24 protein-coding genes are annotated in these 24288 nt (G+C 47.4%); 16 read left to right on the top strand and 8 right to left on the bottom strand.

Going from position 1 to position 24288, the window contains the following annotated elements:
* Positions 1-117: 117 nt before the first annotated feature.
* Genes nagE through KNO76_RS08080 form a run of 3 tightly spaced genes read right to left on the bottom strand, consistent with a single transcriptional unit; the run spans position 118 to position 2962 of the window.
* Positions 118-1608 (bottom strand): N-acetylglucosamine-specific PTS transporter subunit IIBC, encoded by a 1491-nt coding sequence (gene nagE / locus KNO76_RS08090; RefSeq protein ID WP_214884534.1) that lies wholly within the window; start codon positions 1606-1608, stop codon positions 118-120.
* The gene (locus KNO76_RS08085) at positions 1605-2453 is read right to left on the bottom strand and encodes a PRD domain-containing protein (RefSeq protein WP_015880355.1); all 849 of its coding nucleotides are present in this window, start codon (positions 2451-2453) and stop codon (positions 1605-1607) included. The genes nagE and KNO76_RS08085 overlap by 4 nt, the downstream gene beginning before the upstream one ends.
* 20 nt (positions 2454-2473) lie before the next feature.
* Entirely contained in the window at positions 2474-2962 is a 489-nt protein-coding gene (locus tag KNO76_RS08080; RefSeq protein WP_214884531.1) for a PTS sugar transporter subunit IIA, read from the bottom strand.
* Positions 2963-3419: 457 nt separating this feature from the next.
* Here KNO76_RS08080 and KNO76_RS08075 point away from each other — a divergent pair, with 457 nt between their 5' ends.
* Entirely contained in the window at positions 3420-5336 is a 1917-nt protein-coding gene (locus KNO76_RS08075; protein ID WP_214884528.1) for an endonuclease MutS2, read from the top strand.
* A gap of 63 nt (positions 5337-5399) precedes the next feature.
* Complete coding sequence (locus KNO76_RS08070; protein ID WP_214703600.1) at positions 5400-6107, top strand: hypothetical protein; 708 nt, start codon at positions 5400-5402, stop codon at positions 6105-6107.
* 33 nt (positions 6108-6140) lie between these two features.
* Here the strand turns inward: KNO76_RS08070 and KNO76_RS08065 are convergent, their stop codons facing one another.
* Positions 6141-6692 carry a hypothetical protein gene (locus tag KNO76_RS08065; RefSeq protein WP_214703601.1) on the bottom strand — a complete coding sequence of 184 codons (552 nt, stop codon included), beginning with the start codon at positions 6690-6692 and terminating at the stop codon, positions 6141-6143.
* A 144-nt stretch (positions 6693-6836) separates the two neighbouring features.
* On the opposite strand from KNO76_RS08065, the gene KNO76_RS08060 reads away from it, so the two are divergent.
* The 6 genes from KNO76_RS08060 to KNO76_RS08035 all read left to right on the top strand — a co-directional run bounded on the left by KNO76_RS08060 (position 6837) and on the right by KNO76_RS08035 (position 13963).
* The gene (locus KNO76_RS08060; protein WP_214884526.1) at positions 6837-7487 is read left to right on the top strand and encodes a response regulator transcription factor; all 651 of its coding nucleotides are present in this window, start codon (positions 6837-6839) and stop codon (positions 7485-7487) included.
* The gene (locus KNO76_RS08055) at positions 7484-8752 is read left to right on the top strand and encodes a HAMP domain-containing sensor histidine kinase (RefSeq protein ID WP_214884524.1); all 1269 of its coding nucleotides are present in this window, start codon (positions 7484-7486) and stop codon (positions 8750-8752) included. The genes KNO76_RS08060 and KNO76_RS08055 overlap by 4 nt, the downstream gene beginning before the upstream one ends.
* The gene (locus KNO76_RS08050) at positions 8743-9486 is read left to right on the top strand and encodes an AAA family ATPase (protein ID WP_214884544.1); all 744 of its coding nucleotides are present in this window, start codon (positions 8743-8745) and stop codon (positions 9484-9486) included. The genes KNO76_RS08055 and KNO76_RS08050 overlap by 10 nt, the downstream gene beginning before the upstream one ends.
* 210 nt (positions 9487-9696) lie before the next feature.
* A complete protein-coding gene (licT, locus tag KNO76_RS08045) occupies positions 9697-10548 on the top strand; it encodes a BglG family transcription antiterminator LicT (protein WP_214884515.1) in 852 nt (283 codons plus the stop codon).
* Positions 10549-10650: 102 nt separating this feature from the next.
* A complete protein-coding gene (locus KNO76_RS08040; RefSeq protein ID WP_214884514.1) occupies positions 10651-12501 on the top strand; it encodes a beta-glucoside-specific PTS transporter subunit IIABC in 1851 nt (616 codons plus the stop codon).
* Between the two features lie 16 nt (positions 12502-12517).
* Positions 12518-13963, top strand: coding sequence for a glycoside hydrolase family 1 protein (locus KNO76_RS08035; protein ID WP_214884512.1), 1446 nt, complete (start codon positions 12518-12520; stop codon positions 13961-13963).
* Positions 13964-14076: 113 nt separating this feature from the next.
* Here KNO76_RS08035 and KNO76_RS08030 read toward each other — a convergent pair whose 3' ends face one another.
* A complete protein-coding gene (locus KNO76_RS08030) occupies positions 14077-14514 on the bottom strand; it encodes a hypothetical protein (RefSeq protein ID WP_214884510.1) in 438 nt (145 codons plus the stop codon).
* 220 nt (positions 14515-14734) lie between these two features.
* Here KNO76_RS08030 and KNO76_RS14065 point away from each other — a divergent pair, with 220 nt between their 5' ends.
* Genes KNO76_RS14065 through KNO76_RS08010 form a run of 5 tightly spaced genes read left to right on the top strand, consistent with a single transcriptional unit; the run spans position 14735 to position 17699 of the window.
* Complete coding sequence (locus KNO76_RS14065) at positions 14735-15061, top strand: ATP-binding cassette domain-containing protein (protein WP_251127937.1); 327 nt, start codon at positions 14735-14737, stop codon at positions 15059-15061.
* The gene (locus tag KNO76_RS14060) at positions 15031-15408 is read left to right on the top strand and encodes an AAA family ATPase (protein WP_251127938.1); all 378 of its coding nucleotides are present in this window, start codon (positions 15031-15033) and stop codon (positions 15406-15408) included. The genes KNO76_RS14065 and KNO76_RS14060 overlap by 31 nt, the downstream gene beginning before the upstream one ends.
* Entirely contained in the window at positions 15405-16412 is a 1008-nt protein-coding gene (locus KNO76_RS08020) for an ABC transporter permease (protein WP_214884508.1), read from the top strand. Before KNO76_RS14060 ends, KNO76_RS08020 begins: the two co-directional genes overlap by 4 nt.
* On the top strand, positions 16409-17020 hold the full coding sequence (locus KNO76_RS08015) for a class I SAM-dependent methyltransferase (protein WP_214884506.1): 612 nt from the start codon (positions 16409-16411) through the stop codon (positions 17018-17020). The genes KNO76_RS08020 and KNO76_RS08015 overlap by 4 nt, the downstream gene beginning before the upstream one ends.
* A gap of 16 nt (positions 17021-17036) precedes the next feature.
* A complete protein-coding gene (locus KNO76_RS08010; RefSeq protein WP_214884503.1) occupies positions 17037-17699 on the top strand; it encodes an NAD(P)H-dependent oxidoreductase in 663 nt (220 codons plus the stop codon).
* A 38-nt stretch (positions 17700-17737) separates the two neighbouring features.
* On the opposite strand, the gene KNO76_RS08005 is transcribed toward KNO76_RS08010, so the two are convergent.
* Positions 17738-18373, bottom strand: a complete 636-nt coding sequence (locus KNO76_RS08005) for a nitroreductase family protein (protein ID WP_074036693.1) — start codon at positions 18371-18373, stop codon at positions 17738-17740.
* Positions 18370-18816 carry a MarR family winged helix-turn-helix transcriptional regulator gene (locus KNO76_RS08000; RefSeq protein ID WP_214884489.1) on the bottom strand — a complete coding sequence of 149 codons (447 nt, stop codon included), beginning with the start codon at positions 18814-18816 and terminating at the stop codon, positions 18370-18372. The genes KNO76_RS08005 and KNO76_RS08000 overlap by 4 nt, the downstream gene beginning before the upstream one ends.
* Before the next feature lie 181 nt (positions 18817-18997).
* Between KNO76_RS08000 and KNO76_RS07995 the strand changes: the two genes are divergently transcribed.
* The 3 genes from KNO76_RS07995 to aceA all read left to right on the top strand — a co-directional run bounded on the left by KNO76_RS07995 (position 18998) and on the right by aceA (position 22818).
* Positions 18998-21181 carry a malate synthase G gene (locus KNO76_RS07995; RefSeq protein ID WP_251129047.1) on the top strand — a complete coding sequence of 728 codons (2184 nt, stop codon included), beginning with the start codon at positions 18998-19000 and terminating at the stop codon, positions 21179-21181.
* Complete coding sequence (locus tag KNO76_RS07990) at positions 21178-21474, top strand: hypothetical protein (RefSeq protein WP_214884483.1); 297 nt, start codon at positions 21178-21180, stop codon at positions 21472-21474. The genes KNO76_RS07995 and KNO76_RS07990 overlap by 4 nt, the downstream gene beginning before the upstream one ends.
* Positions 21475-21549: 75 nt before the next feature.
* Entirely contained in the window at positions 21550-22818 is a 1269-nt protein-coding gene (gene aceA, locus KNO76_RS07985; RefSeq protein ID WP_214884480.1) for an isocitrate lyase, read from the top strand.
* Between the two features lie 52 nt (positions 22819-22870).
* Here the strand turns inward: aceA and KNO76_RS07980 are convergent, their stop codons facing one another.
* The gene (locus KNO76_RS07980) at positions 22871-24067 is read right to left on the bottom strand and encodes a LysM peptidoglycan-binding domain-containing protein (RefSeq protein WP_214884477.1); all 1197 of its coding nucleotides are present in this window, start codon (positions 24065-24067) and stop codon (positions 22871-22873) included.
* Positions 24068-24288 lie beyond the last annotated feature (221 nt).

Below are 24288 nucleotides of genomic sequence, written 5' to 3'. Positions count from 1 at the left end.
CAAGTCGCGATGCGGCTCCGGGATTGCCTGCGGAAAGCGTGGGCGCCGGAAAGGCGAGCGATATGATTCATGTTAGTCAACAGCCTGAGCCACCTGAATGAGGTGGCTTTTGACGTTTTATCCGGCGCGGTGGCTACGAATTTTTTCAATCTCATCGAGGACGAACTGGACGTTTGTACCGACAATGACTTGAATATGGTTTGGACTGACGACTTTAATTCCCGGGATACCGGCTTTTTTGATTTGATCTTGGTTGACCGTATCCATGTCTTTGACATCGACGCGTAAGCGTGTGATACAAGACTCGATGCCTGTGACGTTGCTGTCACCGCCAAGACCTTCGTAAATCATATTTGCCATCGCGGAGTATTCGCTACCTGAAGCTGATGCAACCGGCGCGACTTTCGTTTCACCATCTGCAGTCTCACTTGCAACCGCATCAACGACTTCATCCGATTCACGACCTGGTGTTGCTAAGTTGAGCTTCACAATCATGAAGCGGAAGATCGCGTAGTAAATGACTGCAAACACGAGACCTTGAACGAGTAACATGTACGGTTGGTTCGCGAGCGGCAAGCGTGAACTCAACACGAAGTCAACCAATCCTGCACTGAATCCGAACCCGGCTGTCCATTGGAACGTTGCCGCGATGAAGAGCGAGATTCCTGTAAGGACGGCGTGTACAAGGTAAAGAACAGGTGCGAGGAACATGAATGAGAACTCGAGTGGTTCTGTCACACCAGTAAAGAATGAAGCGAATGCAGCTGCGAGAAGAAGTGAGGCCGCTTGTTTCTTACGCTTTGTCTTCGCTGTGTGGTACATCGCAAGTGCTGCGGCCGGAAGACCGAACATCATGATTGGGAAGTAACCGGCTTGATACATCCCCGTCACACCTTTTTCACCTTCTCCTGACCAGAACTTGCCGATATCGTTAATGTCGGCGACATCGAACCAGAAAACAGAGTTGAGGGCGTGATGGAGACCCGTTGGAATTAAGAGACGGTTAAAGAATCCGTAGAGTCCGGCACCGAATGCGCCGAGTTTTGAAATCGATTCACCGAAACCGACGAGACCTGTATAGACGACCGGCCAGATGAAGTAAAGTGCGACCGATACGAGAATCATCGAGAAGGCTGTCATGATTGGTACGAGACGCTTCCCACTAAAGAAGGCGAGAGCATCTGGCAATTTGACTTGACTGAAGCGGTTGTACATGGAAGCGGCGACGAGACCGGATAGAATCCCGATGAAAGCATTCCCAATCTTACCGAATGCCGGGTTGACGGCTTCTACGTCGATTCCTTGGAACAACGCAACCGTTCCTGCAGAGAGAAGCGTTGTGACCGTCAAGAAGGCAACGAGCCCACTGAGTGCTGCTGAACCGTCACGGTTCTTAGCCATTCCGAGCGCGACCCCGACTGCGAACAGAATTGGAATGTTATCAATAATAGCGGCCCCCGCCTTAATTAAGAATGCAGCGGCAATGTTTTCAGATCCCCAGCCGACTGGGTCAATCCAATAACCAATCCCCATGAGAATGGCAGCAGCCGGTAGTACGGCGACCGGTAACATGAGGGAACGTCCGAGACGTTGGAAAAAGTTCATCATTGTTGATTTCCTCCTTTTTGATGGTGTTGATCTTGTAGACGTTGGATGTGAAGCGTAATATAACCAAGTTCTGACTCGGGCAAGACGATGCCATAGGTCTCTTCCATTTCTTTTGCGACATCTGATGCACACGCATAGGCAGACGTGAACTTTGTCTGAATCATGCGGAGCATGTCTTCATCAATCGTATGATGATCGTAATGGTTGACCCGATCCATGACGAACCGTAAATGAGTTAATAATCGTTGGTAGGATAAGTCATCTTCTTCAATGGATACATCGAGTCGTCGTGAAATCGATTGAATCATGTCGCGGACAATTGTTGTCTGTTTGACCGTCTTGCGTAAATCACCTCCTTTCACTTTCATCGTATGAATATGAAGCGCGATGAACGCAGCTTCGTCTTTTGGCATTTGGACGTTGAGCTTTTCAGCAATATGCTCAATCGCCCATAGTCCAATCTCATATTCATTCCGATAGAGGATTTTAATCTCGTTCAACAGTTTGTTGCGTAATGAGATGCCATCCATTTCCCGCTCAATGGCGAACGAGATGTGGTCGGTCAAGACGATGTGGATATGTTCGTTGAACGATGTCTCGAGACGTTTTTCCGCATAAGAGATAATGTCCTCGGAAACGGTGAAGTGTTCAACGGGAATCCGGCTCAACAACTGTTGGAACTTGTCATTCTCTGGCATGATGAACAACTTTTCGATTTTATGGGGATTGACGATGTCGTTCTTCGCTTTTTTAAAGGCGACGCCAGGGCCAATCGCAATCTTTTCTTCACCTTCGTCCGAGACGATGACCGCATTGTTGTTTAGAATCTTTTTGATTTTAATCATGTGTCCTCCTTGTTCCGGAGTCACGCTTCCACTCGGGCGACAACCGTCTTGCCTGGGACGGCTTCCTTCGTGAATGTGAAGGCGTAATGATGAGCAAGCGCGCCCCCATTCGTCACGACCATTGGCGTGACCGTGTGCTTACCGGCTTGATGAATTTGTGCTAAGTCCGCTGTCAGTAACAGCTGTCCCGTCTTAACGTGGTCGCCCACATCTACTTGAAGATCAAACGGTCGACCCTCGAGTTCGACGGTATCGAGACCGACGTGAATCAAAATCTCAGCCCCATCCTCGGTCCGAATGCCGATGGCGTGCTTTGTCGGAGCGATTTGTATGATTTCGCCGTCAGCCGGTGAGACGACGGCGCCATCCGTTGGTGTGATGGCAATACCGTCGCCCATCATTTTTTCGCTGAAGACCGAGTCCGCTACTTGTTCGAGTGGAATGACGTCTCCTTCCATTGGTGAGTGCAGTGTGGGTTTGTGTCGATTCATTAACTTATTCCATAGCATATCTTCTACATCCTTTCTTGAAACAAAACGCCGAAAAACAAAACAGGCATGGAGTATAGACGGGTGGCATGCACCGTACGTCTTACCCCATGCCTGATCGAATCAGTCACATGTGATCGCTATTCGTTTCTTCACGTTCAACATAACATGTGTGGATTTAAGACACAAGATTTTTTTGAAAGCGTTCTCTAAAATTTTACAAGGCAGAGAATCTGTTGTATAGTAAGGACGAATCTAAGTGAGAAAGGTGTTGCATGTTGATGAGTGAGGTTGTATCTGCCTAACGAACTGAAAAATGTCGGATGACACGTTTTTTTGTTATGCCGTCATGTTCCGTTACAGATACCGCCCATCAAAAACTGCCAGACACCGGTCTGTCTTTTTGCGTTGGTCGTCATCGACCGACGCTTTTTTGTTTGCGCGGTATCTCGATTCTATCATTTGAGGAGAGAGACACATGAACGAACAAACATTTGAAAAATTACAATACAACGAATTGATGACGAGAGTAGAGCGCTTCTGCATCAGCGGATTCGGGAGAAGGTTACTCAGACAACAACGTCCGACGAGCCACATCGCGACGGTGAAGAAACGTCTGCAGGAAACGTCTGAAGCCCGAGCGATTTTAGATGCGACGTCACACGTCCCATTTATCGGCGTGTCTGACATGGAGACGATTATCGGGAAACTGCAACGAGGCATCCAACTCGAAGCAACAGAACTTGAAGCGGTCGCCGAGTTTTTACGGGGAGCGCGCAAACTGAAACGATTCATGCTCGAACATGAATTCTTTGCACCGCTTCTTTCGGCTTATGCTGTCGGGATGGGCGAATGGCGGACGTTAGAAGAAGACATCACACAATCGATTCGAGCTGGTCAGGTCGTCGATGAAGCGTCGAAAGAGTTGAAGCGGATTCGGAAGCAAGTCGACATTTTGGAAGGACGAATCGAGGAACGATTGAACAAATTCTTAAAGAGCGCTGCCAATCGCGAGATGATTCAAGACGGATTTGTCACGAAAAAACAGGACCGCTTCACGATCCCGATTAAAGCTTCATACAAGCACAAAGTAGCGGGTACGATTGTAGACACATCGAATCGCGGGATGACGGTCTTTATCGAACCGGAAGCCATATCAAAATTGAATGTCGAGCTCGTCGTCAAGCGTACGGAAGAAGCGGTGGAAGTGTATCAAGTGTTGGCGACATTGACGGGAGCAGTGACTGAAGTCCTTCCTGAAATTGAATCGACACTCGATGTCATCGCCCAGTACGATATGGTCTTCGCCAAAGGGAAGTATAGTCAATCGATTGATGGCGTGACACCACACGTGAATGCGACTGGTCGAATTCAATTGAAACAAGTACGTCATCCACTCTTAGAAAGTGCCGTTCCACTCGATTTTGCCATCGGGACGGACTATCGCGGCTTAATTATCACCGGACCGAACGCCGGCGGAAAGTCGGTCGTATTGAAAACGATTGGACTTCTCAGTCTCATGACCATGACAGGATTGCATATCCCGGCACACACCGACACGGTCATCTCTACATTCGATGAGGTGTTCGTCGATATCGGAGATAATCAAGATTTGGAGTCGGCACTCAGCACGTTCTCGGCGCATATGCACAATGTGGCGAATATTATGCAAACCGCTGGAAAACGGTCACTCTTGTTATTCGACGAAATCGGAAGCGGTACGGAACCGAACGAAGGAGCCGCTCTTGCAATTGCCATCTTAGAAGCGGCATATAAACGAGGGGCGATTGTCGTGGCTTCGACCCATTACGGAGAAATCAAATCGTATTCTGAATCCCACCCAGATTTCATGAACGCTGCGATGCAGTTTGACCGGGAAACGCTCGAACCGAAATATCGATTGCTCATGGGGCAGTCTGGTGATAGCAACGCCCTCTTTATCGCCCGCAAGATGAAGTTGCCGGAAGCGATATTGAAACAGGCATCTCGTTACATGAACGAGAAAACGTATGACACTACGAAAGTCGATGATTCTAAAATCACACGCGAAATCGAAGCGGCACCGCTTGAAGAGGCGGAACGCTTTGAAAAAGGTGACCGTGTCCGGTTGTTAGAGACGAATCAAGTCGGGCTTGTCTATGCGTTCGATGCATCTCGTCGGCATGTCCGAGTGTTCGTGAATGACGATTACGTAGAGTTGCCGAGTCGTCGTGTCCGGTTAGAAGCACGTGCCACAGAGCTTTATCCGGCTGACTATGATTTGGAAACGCTATTCACGACGTATCAGGAACGAAAGGAGGCGCACGACTTCGAACGAGGATCGAAAAAAGCGCTACGGCGAGTGGAGAAAGAGATTCGGGAAAGAAAGAAACAAGAGCGATCTAACCGAAAATGAATGTGACATACAGCGAAAGGGTAAAAGCACATAGGGAGAAGTCTTAATGCGGGAGGGGCTTATGTGTTCGAGTTAAGTTTTTGGTTTGCACTCGGTTTTGCGATGATTCACTTTTTTTCAGGAAAGCTCATTCATGTGCGTGAAGTGCCGAGGAGCCGTTTTTTATCAGTGGCGGGCGGGATTGCCGTTGCTTATGTATTCCTTCATCTATTGCCAGAGTTAAATGAGTACCAACGTGAACTAGAAGGGGAGATTGGAAACAACGTCTTCGCCTCCCTCGAGAACCATATCTTGATCATCAGTATGTTAGGACTGGCTGTCTTTTACGGGCTCGAGCGATTCGCAACGGCCAACAAACGTAAACAAAAACCGTATGTGTTTTGGATTCACATAGGTTCATTCACGCTCTATACGTTTAGCATCGGATATGTGCTCGCAGAAAGTGAATTTCAGTCAAATGGGACGATGTTTCTTTACTTCATAGCGCTTGGCATTCACTTTGTTACGGTCGATCAAGGATTGCGTCAGCATCATCAACAACTTTATGATCGACAGGGACGCGTCTTGTTAGCGCTTGCTGTACTTGTAGGGTGGGCGGTCGGTTCGTTTGGAGAAGTGAATGAACTCGGTCTATCTATCGTTGTCGCCTTTTTGGCAGGTGGCGTCATCTTGAACGTCATGAAAGAAGAGTTACCTGCTGAGCGAGAGAGTAGTTTTGGTGCATTTTTGATTGGTTTATTAGGATATGCGTTTTTATTACTCGTCATATAAAAAGGCAGCCACCGCGTGTGGCTGCCTTTTGACTTACAAGCTGTTGCTTTGACTCTCTACATTGCTATCGTTCTCTGTTGAAGCGTCGTCATGATGTGGTCCGTGACCATGGCCATGGCGACCACCTTCTCGTCCACCGCGCATGCCACGTGCATCTTCTAAATCATCGTAACTCGTCACGTCAGCAAAGCGCTCTTCGTGATCCGCTAGGATTTGATCGGCCTCTTCTTGAGTCAATTTCCCGTCTTCCACAGCAGTCGTAAGTTTTTCTTCGTGTGACGTCATGATCGCGTCGATGAATGCATCAATTGAAATGCCTTTTTCTTCTGCGAGCTCATGAATCGACTGTCTATTTTCACGGGCTGCATCCACTTCTTCTTCTGTCAATCCGAGCGCCTCGATAAGCGCTGTATGACCCGCTTCTCGGTCACCAACCATGCCAGAACCTCTTTCTCCACGCTCGCATTGTGTCGATTCCGTCGTTGTCGATTCATCTGTCGTCGTGTCATTCGTCGCGGCATATACGCCAGTGCCTGAGACAGCCAATAGACTGGCCAAGGCGATTGCTAATTTTGTTGATTTCATGTATATCTCCTCCTTTTGATACTTCAAGTGTAGAACTTGAGAGAACTGAAGTTGTGAGAGAGTTGCAAGATTTCTGCAAATTGTCTTTGGGAAACGGTGGGGCATTCCATGTGTACGATATAATGGATGTGGAGGCGATAGAAGATGAACGTACTCGTAGTGGAAGATGAACAAAAACTTGCGGACGGCATGTCTCGCTTTTTAGTATATGCAGGGTTTAATGTGACAGTGGCGATGACCCTCAGCGAAGCGAAGCAACAGTTACATCAGCGCTTTGATGCAGTTTTACTCGACGTCCGTCTCCCTGATGGAGAAGGATGGACCTTGATTCCAACGTTAAAAGCGCAACAGCCCGCTCCTGCTATTATCCTGACGACGGCTCGTGGTGAAGCAGATGATCGCGTATTCGGATTAGAACTTGGGGCGGACGATTATTTGGTCAAACCCATCGTTTTGAAAGAATTGGAGATTCGCCTGAAGCGTCTCGTGAAACAGACCGATATGATTCGGTTCGGTGCGCTCACCATCGACCTCAAATCGAGGATGGTACAAGAGAACGGAAGAACGCTCCGGCTGACGAACAAAGAATATGAACTGCTCTTGCATTTATGGAAGCACGTCGGTGAGGCGTTGGATCGGAATCGCCTGCTCGACGATGTATGGGATTATGCGTTCGTCGGAGATACACGTACGGTCGACACCCATATTAAACAATTACGTGATAAATCACCTACACTAAAAGAACAGCTGAAGACCGTTCATCGGGTCGGTTATCGATTAGAGGGACTGTCATGAATCGCTTAATGAAGAAATTATTGTGGACAGCTATCTTGCCCCTTGCTGTGATGGCGCTTTTAACATTTGGTCTCACGTCACTTTTAATCGGACGGTTCGCAGAAGAGGAGACGTATACGCAATTGGAGCGCGAGGCGGCGATCGTGTATGAAGCCATCCAAGAAGGACGTGGAATTCCAGGTCGATTAGACGTACTCCTATTTCAAGACGGGCAACGTATCGAGCTAGAACGTGGTGGAAGGATGCGCCGCATGATGCCGATCAGCCTCGACCCGGATGACTTAACAGTTCAGGACGAGGTGAGTGTGAACGGGACTCGTTTCTTGACGTATTTGCAAGAAGAAGGGAACGTTCAAATTGTGACGTACAGTCCTGTGCCATTCTCAAATCCACAGTTTCAGCAAATCTATCTCATCTTAGCGGGTGGATTTATTTTGGCACTGATGGTTGCCATCGGTGTCACGTTTTGGATGAGTCGACGGCTCACGCAACCGCTCGTCGAGTTGAAGCAAGCGACCGCATCGATTATGGAAGGACAACATCACATTACTCTTCCGAATGTGACGAACGATGAGATTGGGGATTTGACCGTCACGATCGGACAAATGAATGCCTCCCTTCAAGAAAAAGAGGCACTTCAAAAATCGTTCATCTCTGGAGTGACCCATGATGTGCGTACACCGCTCGCTATTGTCCGGAATGAGGCGGAAATGTTGGAACTCGGTGTCGTTAATGAGATGGAGGTGGCTATTACGGGCAAAAGCATTACGGAGGAAATAGACCGAATCGACCGGCTTGTCAATCAGATGCTCGAATACTCAAAGTTGTCCTCTGGGACGATTCCACTTGAAATGGAATCGCTTCAACTAGATGACTTAGTTCGCCGATTAACGTCACGCATGTCCGAGTGGTTCCGACAAAAAGACGTGACGCTCGATCTGCAACTCGAAACGGTATCGATTCAAGCCGATCGATTGGCGATGGAACGGGTTCTCTCGAACTTTTTAAGAAATGCGTATGAAGCGAGCCCTATCGGCGGACGTATCACAATCAAACTGACACCTAATCGACTAGAAGTAACAGACGAAGGGAACGGGATTGACCCTGTCGTCCAACTTTCGATTTGGGATATGTATGTGAAAGGAGACCGCTCAAACGGACATGGTCTAGGTCTCGCTATCACGAAATTACTTCTTGAAGCACAAGGACTTTCTTATGGGGTCGAGTCAGAGAAGGGGGCGACGTTTTGGATCGAATGGACATGACTTTATTTTTACGTGGGGTGCGGTTAGAGAAAGACCGCATCCAATCAACGGGTTATCCTTACTCGTTACCAATCTTTCAGACACTCGATGAACTGACGTTTCATCATCCGGTCACGTTTCTCGTTGGAGAGAACGGGAGTGGAAAGTCGACGTTGATTGAGGGGATGGCCGTGGCGGCTGGATTCAACCCAGAAGGCGGAGCACCGTCCTTCCAATTTGAAACGGAATCGACACATAGCTCGTTGTATGAGGCGTTACGTCCGATTCGGGGGCCATATCGTCCGAAAGACGGATTTTTCTTACGTGCCGAGACAGCATACCAGCTATCGAGTTATGTGGATGAGATGGCGAAATCAGGGATTGACCCTGAACGGTTTTATGAGTCATACGGCGGACGTTCCCTTCATGAGCAGTCGCACGGGGAAGCGTTCCTCTCCCTCATGTTGCATCGATTCCGTGGCGATGGCCTCTATATTTTGGATGAGCCCGAGGCCGCGTTGTCACCGATGCGGCAACTGACGATGCTTGCTCGGATGCATGAACTTGTACAATCCGGCAGTCAATTTATCATCGCCAGTCACTCGCCCATCTTGATGTCGTATCCGGGTGCGATGATCTTACAAGTGGAGACGGGACTTTCCCCGACGCCGTTTGACGACCTCGAGCATGTACGGGTCATGCGCGACTATTTACAAGCGCCGGAGCGGATGCAGCGGATTTTATTTGAAGAGTAAAACGGTCACGATGTAAGCGTTTTACTTTTATGTTGACATCAAGGTTTATAGGGAGTATGCTTATATCGAAAAGAAGAAAATCCACTTTGGGATTGTTACTGGTGATGCAGGCAAAACCTAAATTGATGCCATGACTCCACATTGGACTCTGGTGTGAATTTAGGTTTTTTTCTTTTCAGTTCAGTTGAATGAGAGCGAGGTGAGGAGACCGTGCAGATTTCAAAAGTGTATAACAACAACGTCGTAGCAATCGATGCGAACGGTCAAGAACAAGTCGTGATGGGACGTGGGATTGCGTTTCAAAAACGACCCGGCGATGTCATTGACCAGGCGCGAATCGAAAAAATCTTTACGCTCGAGAGTAAAGAAAGCTATGAGCGTTTCGTTCACTTTTTAAATGAAATGCCGACAGCTGAGATGGAAACGGTGAAGCAAATTGTCAGATTGGCCGAACAGCGGTTGAATCAACCCATTCATGATTCGCTCTATGTGACGCTAGCAGACCACCTTCATTTTGCACTCAGTCGGTATCGGGATGGAATCCAGATTCGAAACCCTCTCGTTTGGGAAGTGAAACGATTTTATGCTCCGGAGTTCGCTGTCGGAAAAGAAGCGGTTAACCTGATTAATGAGCGGCACGAGGTCAAGCTTGATGAAGACGAGGCAGTTGCGATTGCCTTACACCTCGTCAATGCGACAATGTCTGGTGTCAAAGGTGACAACCTGCATCTTGTCACCGAGATGACGAGAGCTACGCAAGCGATTCTGACAATCATTACGTACCATTTTCAAATCGAACTGGACGAAGAGTCATACGCGTATGCACGATTTTTGACCCATTTAAAGTATTTTGTGCAGCGCCTCGCATCCGGAGAGAGGGTCAAATCAACGGGTGACGAAACCTTGTTCCTGATGGTAAAACAGCGATATCCAGAAGCGTTTGAATGTGTCGAAAAAATCGCAGGGTTGATTGCGACGAAATATCATTACGACGTGTCGATGGACGAACGGCTGTATATGATGATTCATATCGAAAACTTAATGAAAGAACGTCGATCCTAAGGATGGTTACTGATGACGCAGGCCAAACCTAAATGACTACACAACCTGTTGTGTGGTGATTTAGGTTTTTCTTTTTATCCAAAAACATGAGGAGTGAACAAGATGAACCAATATAAACAACTGGCAGAAACGATTGTGAAGCATGTCGGCGGTAAGGAAAACGTCAAAAGTGTCTTTCACTGTGCGACACGATTACGCTTCAAACTAAAAGATGAATCAAAGGCAAATGCGACCACGTTGAAGGAACAAGATGGCATCATCACGGTCGTTCAAAGTGGTGGACAATTTCAAGTCGTCATTGGAAATAATGTGCCGTACGTCTACAAAGAGGTTGTTGACGTTGGTGGTTTTCAGACATCTTCGACTGATGATGAAGAAAAATCAGGTGTATTCAATCGATTAATCGATGTGATTGCCGGAATCTTTACGCCGATTCTCGGACCGATGGCAGGTAGTGGTCTGTTAAAAGGGTTGCTCGCCATCCTTGTCGCGTTTGGATTATTGACAGAAGAAATGGGCACATATGTCGTCTTAAATGCTGCGGCGGATGCACTATTTTATTTCCTACCTGTGATTTTAGGACATTCGGCGGCTAAGAAGTTTGGTGGAAACCCGTATATTGGGATGATCATCGGTGGGGCGCTTGTCTATCCATCGATTGTGGCCATTCAAGGAGCAGGTGAGTCTCTAACGTTCCTTAACGTACCGGTCGTCTTAATGAGTTATGCGTCTTCAGTAATCCCGATTATCTTGGCGACATATGTGTCTTCAAAAGTCGAAACATTCTTTAACCGTCATACGCATGAAGCTGTACGAAACTTCACAACACCGATGATGGCGTTGTTACTCGTCGTCCCGTTGACGTTTTTAGCCATTGGACCGGTTGCGACGTATGCGAGTCAAGGATTGGCGAATGGATACTCGTTCTTATATGACTTGAGTCCGACCATTGCTATCGCATTCATCGGTGCATTCTGGCAAGTGCTCGTTATGTTCGGTCTTCACTGGGGACTTGTGCCAATCATCATCAATAACTTATCAGTCGTTGGTATGGATACGATTGTTGTCGGTGTATTGATGGCGACATTTGGTCAGGTCGGTGCTGTTTTAGCAATCACATTAAAAGCGAAAAATCCAAAGGTGAAAGGTTTAGGGACTTCCTCTACCATTGCGGGTGTCTTCGGGATTACAGAACCGGCAATGTATGGGTTGACGTTACCTCGTAAGAAGCCATTCGTTTTCGGGATGATTGGTGGAGCGGCAGGTGGTGTCACTGGTGGTCTGTTCGGTACAGCAGCTTATGCGATGGGAGGACTCGGAATCTTCAGTATTCCTGTCATGATTCCGGCAACAGGTGTCGATTTAGCCTTTTACAGCGCATTTATTGGAATGGCGGTAGCAGCAGTGGTCGCCCTCGTATTGACAATGGTGTTCCACAAAGAAGAAGCGACAGTCGAGTCGCAGGAACAAGAGGTCGCAGAGTCTGTATCTGAGCAAGTAGGTTTTCCGCTCTCAGCTCCATTGAAAGGAGAAGTCGTGTCACTTGAGACGGTTCGAGATGAAGTGTTCTCGAGTGGGGCGATGGGGAAAGGAATTGCCATCATGCCTTCAGAAGGTACAGTGTATGCTCCGTTTGACGGCGAAATCGTCACGGTTTACCCATCAAAACATGCAATCGGCCTTCGATCTAATACCGGTGTGGAAGTATTGATTCACATTGGTATAGACACGGTTAAACTAAATGGGAAGTACTTTGAAACACTTGTGACAGATGGACAGAAAGTGAAAGAAGGAGATTCGCTCGTCCGGTTTGATATGGATGCCATCGCTCGTGAAGGATATGACACGATCACGCCAATCATTGTGACGAATACCGATCATTATTTAGATGTATTGCCAACTTATACAGGAACGGTAGAAGCGAATCATGGCGTATTGCGCGTCATTGTATAACAAAGGAGGAGACAATATGAAACAAGTATCGAGTGAATTTTTATGGGGCGGGGCAACTGCGGCCAATCAACTAGAGGGCGGTTATCAGGAAGGAGGTAAAGGACTTTCGATTGCTGACGTGATGCCAGGTGGGGAGCACCGAATGAAGATTATTCATGACCCAACGTTTGATTTTGAATTACATGATGAATATTCGTATCCGAACCATGAAGGGATCGACTTCTATCATCGCTACAAAGAAGATATCGCCCTCTTTAAAGAAATGGGATTCAAGACGTTCCGTATGTCGATTGCCTGGTCACGAATTTTCCCGAATGGAGATGAAATGGAGCCGAACGAAGAAGGTCTTCAATTCTACGATTACGTCATCGATGAGTTGGTCGCACAAGGCATTGAACCACTCGTGACCATCTCCCACTATGAGATGCCCCTACATCTTGCGAAGCATTATGGAGGTTGGAGAGACCGTCGCTTAGTCACGTATTTCGAACGATACAGTCGTGTCTTGTTCGAACGATATCAAGGAAAGGTCAAATACTGGTTGACGTTCAACGAAATCAATGGAGCTCAATTCATGCCGATGCTCAGTCTCGGAATTGCGATTCGGGAAGAAGAAAACACGTTACAACTCACCTATCAAGGACTTCATCACCAACTAGTCGCAAGTGCACTTGCGACGAAAGCGGCACGCGAGATTGACCCATCGATGCAAATTGGATGTATGCTCATCGCGGCCCCCGTTTATCCGTATAGTTCGAACCCGGATGATGTTTGGTATGCACACGATGCTGAGCGGATGATGAACTTCTTCTGCGGAGACGTTCATGTACGCGGGAAGTATCCGAACTTTTCGAAACGATTCTTCCAAGAGAATGGCATTGAAATCGAAATGGAAGATGGCGATCTTGAAATTCTAAAAGAAAATACAGTTGATTTCTTTTCGCTCAGTTACTATATGTCTCGTACTGAAAAGGCTGAAAAAGATCAGGATGAAGCGGAAGGAAATATCATGAGTGGGGTCAAAAATCCATATTTACAGGCGAGCGACTGGGGATGGGAAATTGATCCGACGGGACTTCGTGTCATCTTAAACAAATTATATGAGCGTTATGAGCTTCCGTTATTCATCGTTGAGAACGGGCTAGGCGCATATGACAAAGTCGAGTCGGACGGAACGATTCATGATCACTATCGAATCGATTACTTGCGTGACCATTTGAAAGGGATGATGGATGCGATCGAAGATGGAGTCGAAGTGATGGGATATACGAGTTGGGGCTGTATTGACTTGGTGAGTGCTTCGACAGGTGAGTATAGCAAACGGTATGGTTTCATTTATGTGGATCGACATGACGATAGTACCGGTACGTTAGAACGAAAACGGAAAGAGTCATTCTTTTGGTATCAAGAGGTGATTCGTTCACAAGGCGCAAGCTTGTATGAAGAAGAATCAGTCAAATGAAAAAAACGGCCTCGGCCGTTTTTTTCATGCTTTCGTAATCTTTCGCAATAAGATGATTGCGAGACTAACGCCTCCGGCAATCAACATATACGTAACAATATCTATCCACGTGCTCATTCGTCGTCTCCTTCCGCAAATACAGCAAGCTCTCCTTGAGGCATCGCGACCAGCAAATAGGAATCTCCGCCGAGCGGTCTTGCATCTCCCGCTTGCCAGCATTCAAATTGTTCTTGATACCCGTTAATAAACAGAAGAGAACCTGATTCGAATTGAATTTCAAGGTGAGGATGTTCGTCTCCGAGCAGTACGTGATGGATGCGCTCTCGTCTTAAGCGCATGAGCTGTTCGAGTTTTTCACCTTCGTCAAACGTGTTTTGTGTGGCGTGTACATGCCACGGTCCCTCGATAGAGATCCAAGATTCCAGTCCTTGGCGACTGAAATAGAGGAGATGATGGTTTGGACCGGAACCAAAGTCGATTCCGACAAAGGAAGAAGCGATAAAGAGGTGATGCAAAATAGATGTCGCTTGTTCGTACTCTGTGGTAGACACACCGTCACCTCACTTTAAAGAGTTGGTATCATTATCATTTCACGTTACCACGCTAAATTAAACGAATCTAACTCAATCTTCAGAAAAAAATAATTGTAGGTGTTAGATCAAGAAACGGCTTCAACCGAAGCGTTTCCCAACCGTTCAGATTGTTTGGGTTATACTGGAATGAAATAAAAGGAGAATACGCTCAATTTCGTTTTGGATAGGGGGAAAAGAGATGATCGTGTCAATCGACAAAGCAGGATACGAGATAAACGAGCCGGTCATTCAAGACATCTCGTTTGATGTATGGGCAGGTGAGATTTTAGGGGTGATTGGGTCGAATGGTGCGGGAAAAACGACCACCATCGCCTGTCTTACCGGAACGATTCCTTGGATGAAGGGGACGGTCGAGATGGAACGCTATGCGTACATCCCAGAACAACCGGTCTACTATGATTATTTGACGCTATCTGAACATATCGCACTCGTCCAAGAATTAACGGGAGTCGATTCAACAAAAAAACGGAGGAGTTGCTACAGCTTTTCCGACTCGATCGTGTGACCGACCGGTATCTCTCCTCTTTTTCAAAAGGGATGAAACAGAAGGCGATGATTTTATTGGCGCTCATTCAAGAAACGCAGATATTGATTGTCGATGAACCGTTTATCGGATTGGATGCAACGACGACGATTCAGTTACTTCGACTGTTAGAAACGGAGCGTGCGAGGGGGACAAGTGTCTTATTAGTCACACACGTTCTTGATACGGCCGAGCGGTTGTGTGACCGGTTCGTATGGATTGATGACGGGCAACTCCTGGCGAGTGGGACGAAAGCAGAGATTCGTGAGGTACTCGACACAGAGGGGATGACCTTGTTCGATATGATGGAAGATGTGGCGCTCCGATGATTGCGAAACGATTGTTTTGGATGCGTGTCTCCCGTTATATAAAACAACAGTGGAAGACGGTCCGATTGAATGTCGACTGGACGATTTTTTTATACGGTGTCCTTCCTCTTCTCATATGGGCAGGCTATTCCTACTGGCAAGTCTGGGAAGGAAGCTTCCCCTGGTTAGGTGGCATCCCTTATTTTCTCTGGGCACTTCTGATTGGATGGTTCATGTGGCAAGACCGCATGTTTGTCTGGATTGAGCGTGCCGATCTCATCCTTGTGTCAAACCAAAGCATGATTCGGGATTTGAAATGGTATTCGGTTTGGTATCATTTTATGCAACACGTGATTCGATATGGATGTTATCTGCTGTTGCTTGCCCCAATTCTATACATAAAGGGCAGGAGTGTTGGCGAGATACTCGCGTTTGGGGCTGCACTATTTCTACTCGGTTGGTGCCATGCATGGATTCAGTATCAATTTCGCCTCCGACACGCCCATCTCATGAAGCGAGTATTGATTGTACTCCTTGCTTTTGTAGGTGTGTATGCGTTATTGATTGATTCAGTATTACTCAGTGTGTTGATCGGAAGCATGATGGTCACATTTGCGTTATACGTAGGGGAAGGATGGGTGTCGAAACATCCGAATATCGGTCGGGAGATTGAAATCGGGGAACGTGAGCGTGCCTCATTCGACCGTGTCCTGCTGACGACGTCAGGTGCCATCGAGAAGACGAGTGAGCGGAAACGTCCACTATATCGACCGAAACCGAATCGCTTTGGCACCGTCAGGCGGACGATGGCAATCCTAATCTATTTCAGGGCGCCGAGCCACCGCAATCTGTGGTTTCGACTCATTCCACTTGGCGTCACGAGCGTGATTCTTCTCCCGAGTTGGTTCAAAATAGTGGTTCCGGTCTATCTGTTATATGTCGCCTATCAAGAATACACGTCATTTACTAGAGAAATGGAGCGGCATCCATTCTTCCAATCTATTCAAGAAAGAGGTTCATCATGAACGAACAGCAATATGAACAACTCCTACAGATCCAGACGGCCAAACCACAGCAAGGATTTCCGTCCTCGGCCGAATATCATCGTTATGAGCCGACTCCTTACGAGGCACTCGATTTGCTTCGGGATGCGTATCCGTTAGAGTCCACAGATACCATCGTTGATTTCGGTTCGGGAAAAGGGCGTCTGCCGTTCTATTTAGCGTATACGTTTCGCGTACGGGCAATCGGTGTCGAGATGGACGGTGGATTTCATGAGGAGGCACTTCAAAATTGGATGAGCTATACGAAGAAATATCGAAATCGAGGAAGTGTCCAATTGGAACGGGGACTCGCGGAGGAATTCACGATTCCACCGGATGCGAATCGATTCTACTTCTTTAATCCGTTCTCAGTGAACGTCTTCCGCCAAGTGATCGCCAACATCTTCGAATCTGTTGAAACAATCCCTCGTTCGGTCGACGTGATTTTATATTATCCGGCGGATGAGTATCTCCATTATTTGAACGACGAGACGCCTTTTCAATATGTAGAGACCGTTCGACTCCCACTCAAGAATCTTCATGAGCGATTTTTGATTTATCGGTTTGATATGATGGAGTCATCTTGGTAATGGAGGAGTGAGCACGATGAAAAAGAAAGACATTTTAGAAGCGTATCGTTGGCGTCAAGCGACGAAAGCGTTCGATGCGGATCGTAAAATCAAAGAAGAGGACATGGAGTTCATCTTAGAGACGGGACGTCTTTCACCGAGTTCATTCGGATTCGAGCCATGGCAATTCGTCGTGGTGCGTCGGGAAGATTTGCTCCAAAAAATTAAAGATCATGCATGGGGAGCGCAAGGTCAGGCTTTGACTGCGAGCCACTTCGTGTTGATCCTCGCAAGAACACCAAAATCGATGCGTTACGATGCGGACTATATTCGTCATATCGTGACGGGCGTGCAAGGTCGGACGGAAGAAGAATACGCGCAACGCGTGAAACGGGTACAAGAGTTCCAGGAGAGCGACTATCGTCTCTTAGACGATGAGCGCGTCTTCCAAGAATGGATCAAGCGTCAGACATATATCCCACTTGGGAACATGATGACGGCGGCCGCACAAATCGAGATCGATTCTTGTCCGATTGAAGGGTTCAATCAAGAGGAAATCAATGAGTTGCTCATCTCAGAAGGTGTGATGGAACGAGGCGAATGGTCACTTTCGGTCATGGTCGCATTTGGGTATCGGGCGCGTGATTTCGCACCGAAAACACGTCGTGACTTCAACGAAGTCGTCAAATATATCGGATGAAAAAAGGGTCAATCGCCGGGGCGATTGACCCTTTCGAATTATTTCCAGTCTGTGATGCGGTCGACTGGGAAACGTACTGATGGGTAACCTTCTTCTGCTGCTTTTCCGATTGAGAGAAGCATGACTGGAAGGTAACGTTCTTTGTCGAGACCGAACGCTTCAGCGATGTTCGCTTTGTCGTATCCGCCGATTGGGTTTGTGTCATACCCGTGTGCACGTGCAACGAGCATAAGTTGCATCGCAACAAGACCTGAATCGAGCATGATGCTGTCTTTGACCATTTCTTTCGGTGCATCTTTGAAGATGCCTTTGATCATATCGACTTGACGGTCGCGGACCTCAGCCGGCATCATACCGCGCTCTACCGCTGTATCGAAAATCTCTTCTGTGTAATCTGCCATTTGATAGTCAGCGAAGAGTGCGATGACAGCTGAAGATGTTTCCACTTGGCGTTTGTTAAAGCTTGCGAGTGGAAGGAGTGTTTCTTTTCCTTCTGCGCTATCGATGACGACGAAGCGCCATGGCTGTAAGTTAAGTGATGAAGGAGCCGTTGTCGCTTCTTCAAGAATTTGTGTCATTTCTTCTTTTGAGATTTTGACGTTCTCATCGTATACACGAATCGAGCGGCGTCCTTTGACAATCTCCATAAAGTCTTTTTGAGTAGCAGTGTTCATATTGTAGTCTTCCTTTCATGGTCAATAGTATCTTGTAACATCGTCAGGGATGCTAATAACTGTTGTTGATCCTCTACCTTCATGTTGACAAAAAGTCGGTCCGTTAAGCACTCTTTTTGCTCAGTCCAATGTGCAATTTGTTCACGGCCGTGGTCTGTCAACTCGACATAGATGACACGGTTGTCTTCTTCACATCGTCTCCGCGTGATGAGTCCTTGTGTCTCTAATTGTTTCAAGTGTCGAGTGATAGCTGCGTGATCGACATCGACGCGTTGTTGCAATTCACGTTGACGCAATGGGCCGACATGATACAAATTGCTTAAAATGTCATAGCGACTTAAGCTGAGTCCGTCCATTTCAGAGTCGAATAATTGCCCCATTTCTTTTTGTACGGTGATGATGTGATAGAGAATTTGATCGCGAAGCGAGCAAGAATCTCGCATGCATATCGCCTCCTCGAATCATTGATGACTCAATCATTGATGGGTCACACAATGTATAGTAAACCCATCCTGACAATATTTCAAATAAAAAGTTTTAACAAATGGGTTGTCAAACTGTTATATAATAGCCTATATTGTAATCATCTGATATATAACAATGACTAAGGGAGGATGTGAGCGCTTGGAACACTATGAACGACTAAATACGTATCATGTTCATGAGAAGCTGTTCGAATTTGTGAATGAAAGTATACTAGAACCTCATGAAATCAACAATTTTTGGAAAGGTGTCGAATCCCTTCTAGAGCGTTTCATTCCAGTCAATCAGACGCTTCTAGAGCAGCGCACGACATACGAACGACTGTTACAGGATTGGTACAGTCGACAAGATGAAGTCGATCCCATCAAATATGAGACGTTTTTATCTTCAATCGGCTATATCGAACCGGTCGTCAAAGATTTCAACATCGATGTGTCGGACGTCGACCGTGAAATCGCCCATCAAGCTGGACCGCAACTCGTCGTACCATTAGACAATGCCAGATACGCACTCAATGCCGCCAATGCCAGATGGGGAAGTCTCTACGACGCCCTTTATGGAACAGATATGATTGAAGAGGCAGACGGTATGGAAAAAGGACGAGAATATAATCCCGTTCGCGGTAATGAGGTCATCCGCATCGCTAAACAGTTTCTCGATGATTCGTTCCCGCTACCAACAGAATCTCACGAGAAAGTGACACGTTACTTCGTTCGTGACGATGTCGCCTATGCGGTGGTTGGGGAAGACGAGTATTCGTTCGCTCATGATTCATTCGTCGGCTACACCGGGGAACCGAACAAGTTACGCACATTGATGCTTCAGCACCATGCCTTACACGTCGAACTTCAATTTGACCGCGAGCACCCGATCGGCAAAATCGATCCTGCTGGACTGATGGACATTGAGCTCGAATCAGCCCTCTCCGCGATTGTGGACTGCGAGGACTCGGTCGCAGCTGTTTGTGCAGAAGACAAAGTTCATCTGTATCGCAACTGGCTCGGTCTGATGGACGGGACGCTTGAAGCTTCGTTCCAAAAGAATGGGAAGCGACTTTCTCGGTGTTTGAATGAAGATAAGCGTTTAATCGGAAAAGGTGGAGTGGAAGTCATACTCCCAGGACGCGCACTCTTATTCATTCGAAACGTCGGGCACTTGATGACGACCGACTTGATGCTTGATGCGGAAGGTCGCGAGGTACCAGAAGGTATCGTTGATGCCGTCTTCACTTCACTCATCGCGAGTCGTCATCTACATCGCCGTCTCAACTCTCGAGAAGGGTCAATCTATATCGTCAAACCGAAAATGCATGGATCTGAAGAAGTAGCATTCACCAACGGCTTGTTTGACGCCGTGGAAGATTTATTGAACCTTCCTCGCCATACGTTGAAAGTCGGTGTGATGGATGAAGAGAGACGAACGTCGCTTAACCTGAAGAACTGTATCGCTCAAGTGAGAGAACGAGTCGTCTTCATCAACACGGGCTTCCTCGACCGAACGGGAGACGAGATTCATTCTTCGATGACACTCGGACCGATGCGGCGAAAGGGAGAAATGAAGACATCTTCTTGGCTTGCGGCATATGAACGGTTGAATGTATCGACAGGTTTTGAGACCGGATTTCATCAACAGGCGCAGATCGGTAAAGGGATGTGGGCGATGCCCGACATGATGCGTGACATGATGCGTGAAAAAATTGCACACGTACGGTCCGGGGCAACGACGGCATGGGTGCCTTCCCCGACCGCGGCGACGCTCCATGCGATGCACTATCATCAACTCGATGCTTTTGATATACAGCGAGAATTGATGCAACAGCCTGTTTTGAATCATGAACGACAACAGCTTCTCGATATCCCGCTCGCGACACGCATCTATTCGCAAGACGAGATTAAAGAGGAACTCGAGAACAACTTGCAAGGGTTGCTCGGATACGTCGTTCGTTGGATCGAACAAGGTGTGGGTTGCTCGAAAGTACCAGACATTCATCACATCGGCCTCATGGAAGACCGGGCAACACTTCGTATTTCGAGCCAACACGTGGCCAACTGGTTATATCACGGCATCTGTTCAGCGGATCAAGTGGAAGTCACGCTTTATCGGATGGCACAAGTCGTCGATGAACAAAACGAACAAGATCCGAATTATCGGCCGATGACACCAAACGTCGATCAATCGATTGCCTATCAAGCCGCACACGAACTCGTGTTTCATGGATTGAAGCAACCGAACGGGTACACAGAACCGATCTTACACCGCCGCCGCCGTGAATTTATGAAACGCCAAACCGTAGAGTTAAACCTTAAAGGAGGAACCTTATCATGAATACGAAAAAAATGGAAAGCGAACAGTTGATTGAACGTTGGGTCGTTCGTCGCATCGTATCTGGAGAATCGACAGCTTCTCTTGCGAATACAGCATTCGTATATGGCAATGACTTGATGCGCCTCGTCTTGGATCGCGCCGACGGTTCGCTCCAAGTCATGAAGGAATCAATCGATGAGGTCATCGTCTTCCGTAAACCTGAAGATCCCGATGAAGAAAATGTATGTCGTTGCTGCGGGATGGAGCATTCGACGTTCAAAGCGGCATTGGAGTGCTGTGCTTACCTCGACTAAATCGTTTAGTTTGCACTATCTGTTATATAACAAATTAGTTTTATTAAAATTAATATAATACAGGAGGGTTTATAGATGAAACAACGCGAAGAATTAGGAAACATCTGGAAGTCAGAACGATTTGAAGGGGTAGAACGTCCATACTCTGTAGAGGATGTGATGAAATTACGGGGGTCCATCGTGATTGAACAGACGCTTGCGACAAAGGGAGCGGAACGCTTGTGGAAATTGATGCACGATCGTGACTACGTTCATGCACTCGGTGCGTTGACTGGAAACCAAGCCATCCAACAAGTGAAGGCAGGACTTGAAGCCATTTATTTGAGCGGATGGCAAGTAGCGGCGGATGCTAACCTTTCGGGTCAGATGTATCCGGACCAAAGTTTATATCCGGCCAACTCAGTGCCAAGTGTCGTTAAACGAATCAACCAAGCGCTTCAACGTGCCGATCAAATTCAGACGGCAGAAGGGAAAGGCGACACGCATTGGTTCGCACCGATTGTCGCAGATATGGAAGCCGGATTCGGTGGTGTGCTCAACGTATTCGAATTGACGAAGTCGATGATTGAAGCCGGTGCTGCCGGTGTTCACCTCGAAGACCAGCTTTCGTCTGAGAAGAAATGTGGTCACCTCGGTGGGAAGGTATTGCTCCCGACACAGACGGCTGTGAAAAACTTGATTTCGGCTCGACTCGCAGCAGACGTCATGGGTGTCCCGACGATTATCGTGGCGCGGACAGATGCGCACGCGGCGAACTTGATCACGAGCGACATCGATCCAATCGATCACCCGTTCATCATTGGAGAGCGTACACCGGAAGGCTTCTATCGCACGGAAGCCGGCATCGAGCAAGCAATCGCTCGCGGTCTCGCTTATGCACCATATGCAGACCTCGTCTGGTGTGAGACATCTGAACCAGACTTGGCGGAAGCCCGTCAATTTGCCGAAGCGATTCATGCGAAGTATCCGGGCAAACTTCTCGCTTACAACTGTTCGCCATCATTCAACTGGAAGAAGAAGTTGTCAGACGAAGAGATTGCAACGTTCCAACAAGAAATCGGTGCGATGGGCTACAAGTTCCAGTTCGTCACACTCGCTGGATTCCACGCGCTCAACTTCGGGATGTTCGAACTTGCACGCGGTTACAAAGATCGTGGCATGGCGGCATATTCAGAGTTACAACAAGCAGAATTTGCGGCTGAAGTACATGGGTACACGGCGACACGTCACCAACGTGAAGTCGGAACGGGTTATTTCGACGAAGTGTCGCTCGTCATCTCAGGTGGACAATCATCAACGACTGCACTGGCTGGATCAACAGAAGCGGAGCAGTTCACAAATTAATGAGAAGCTAATAACCGCTGCACGTGCAGCGGTTATTTTTGTTTGGGGCGTGTCATTTCGGAATGGTCAACACTTGACCGACACTGATGAGATTGACGTTCGTGATGTTATTGGCGGCAGCGATTTTTGCGACAGTCGTATTGTACATGGTCGCAATCTTATAGAGTGTATCGCCCGACTTTACCGTGTACTTCACAGTCGTCGAAGGGGGTGGTGTGACGGTTGTTCCAGGAATGATGAGCACCTGACCGACACTGATGAGATTGATGTTTGTGATCTTGTTAGCGGCTGCAATCTTCGCAACGGTTGTATTGTATATCGTCGCAATTTTATAGAGTGTGTCGCCCGACTTCACCGTATACTTCACGGTCGTTGTAGGTGGAGGTGTGACGGTTGTTCCTGGAATGATGAGCACTTGTCCGACACTGATGAGATTGACGTTCGTGATGTTGTTAGCGGCTGCGAGATCGGATACAGTGACACCATACGTCCGTGCGATGCTGTATAACGTGTCGCCTGACTTCACAGTATACGTTTTATTCGTCGATGTGTTTTGATAGGCAAGTAATTGCGAGACCGTGACGAATTTGTACCCTTTTGCTTTGAGTTGCGAAATCATCGTCGGTAATGCGAGTGGGGTACCTGGTGCCCCCGCACCTGTATGCATCAAGACGATTGAACCCGGTTTAATATTGGTTTGTACTTTCGTGTTGATTTGGCTCGCGGTCAGTCCTTTCCAGTCGATTGTGTCGATGTTCCATTGAATCGTATATCCGTATCCGGCAGCACCGACACCGTTCAACACGGCACTATTGACGGCACCAAATGGAGCTCTAAAAATCGGCTTTGTCGTTTTTCCGGTCAATGATTTTATCAAAGCTTCCGTGCGGTCGAGTTCGGATTTCATTTGGGTAGCAGTCAGTTTTGTGAAATCAGGGTGTGTATATGAGTGGTTACCGAGCTGATGTCCTTTTGCGGCGATATTTTTAATGTATTGTGGATGGTTGTTCGCACCCGAACCTGTCAAAAAGAAAGTAGCTTTGACGTTGTTTTTTGCCAAAATGTCTAAAATTTTGTTCGTGTTTGCGCCGTCTGCCCCATCATCGAACGTCAACGCGACGACTTTACTCGTCGTGTTCACGCTCGTAATAAATGTTGAAGCGGCGGCACTGACGGAAATCGATTGTGTGATCACCATCGCCAATAAGATGAAGAGTGCCATCGTCCCACGAATGACCTTACGTTTCATCTGAATTCGCCTCCATTCATGATGTCATCTTCTTGATGTTAAGAATTTCCGAATGCACGCTACATATATTTTATATACCCGTTTTTTGAAATGACGGACTAAAATACGGGAATGGGTTTATAACGAATTTGTATCGACTAGATGTGTGAAAATTGTGAGAATGTATCGCGGGATATATCACAGAATGCTCACACTCTTTTTGGAAAGAGATGGTATCATGA

The sequence above is a fragment of the Exiguobacterium sp. s101 genome, from assembly GCF_018617835.1.
Lineage (GTDB): Bacteria > Bacillota > Bacilli > Exiguobacteriales > Exiguobacteriaceae > Exiguobacterium > Exiguobacterium marinum.
The sequence above is the reverse complement of the archived record's forward strand: the minus strand, read 5'-3'. Positions and strand labels throughout refer to the sequence as shown.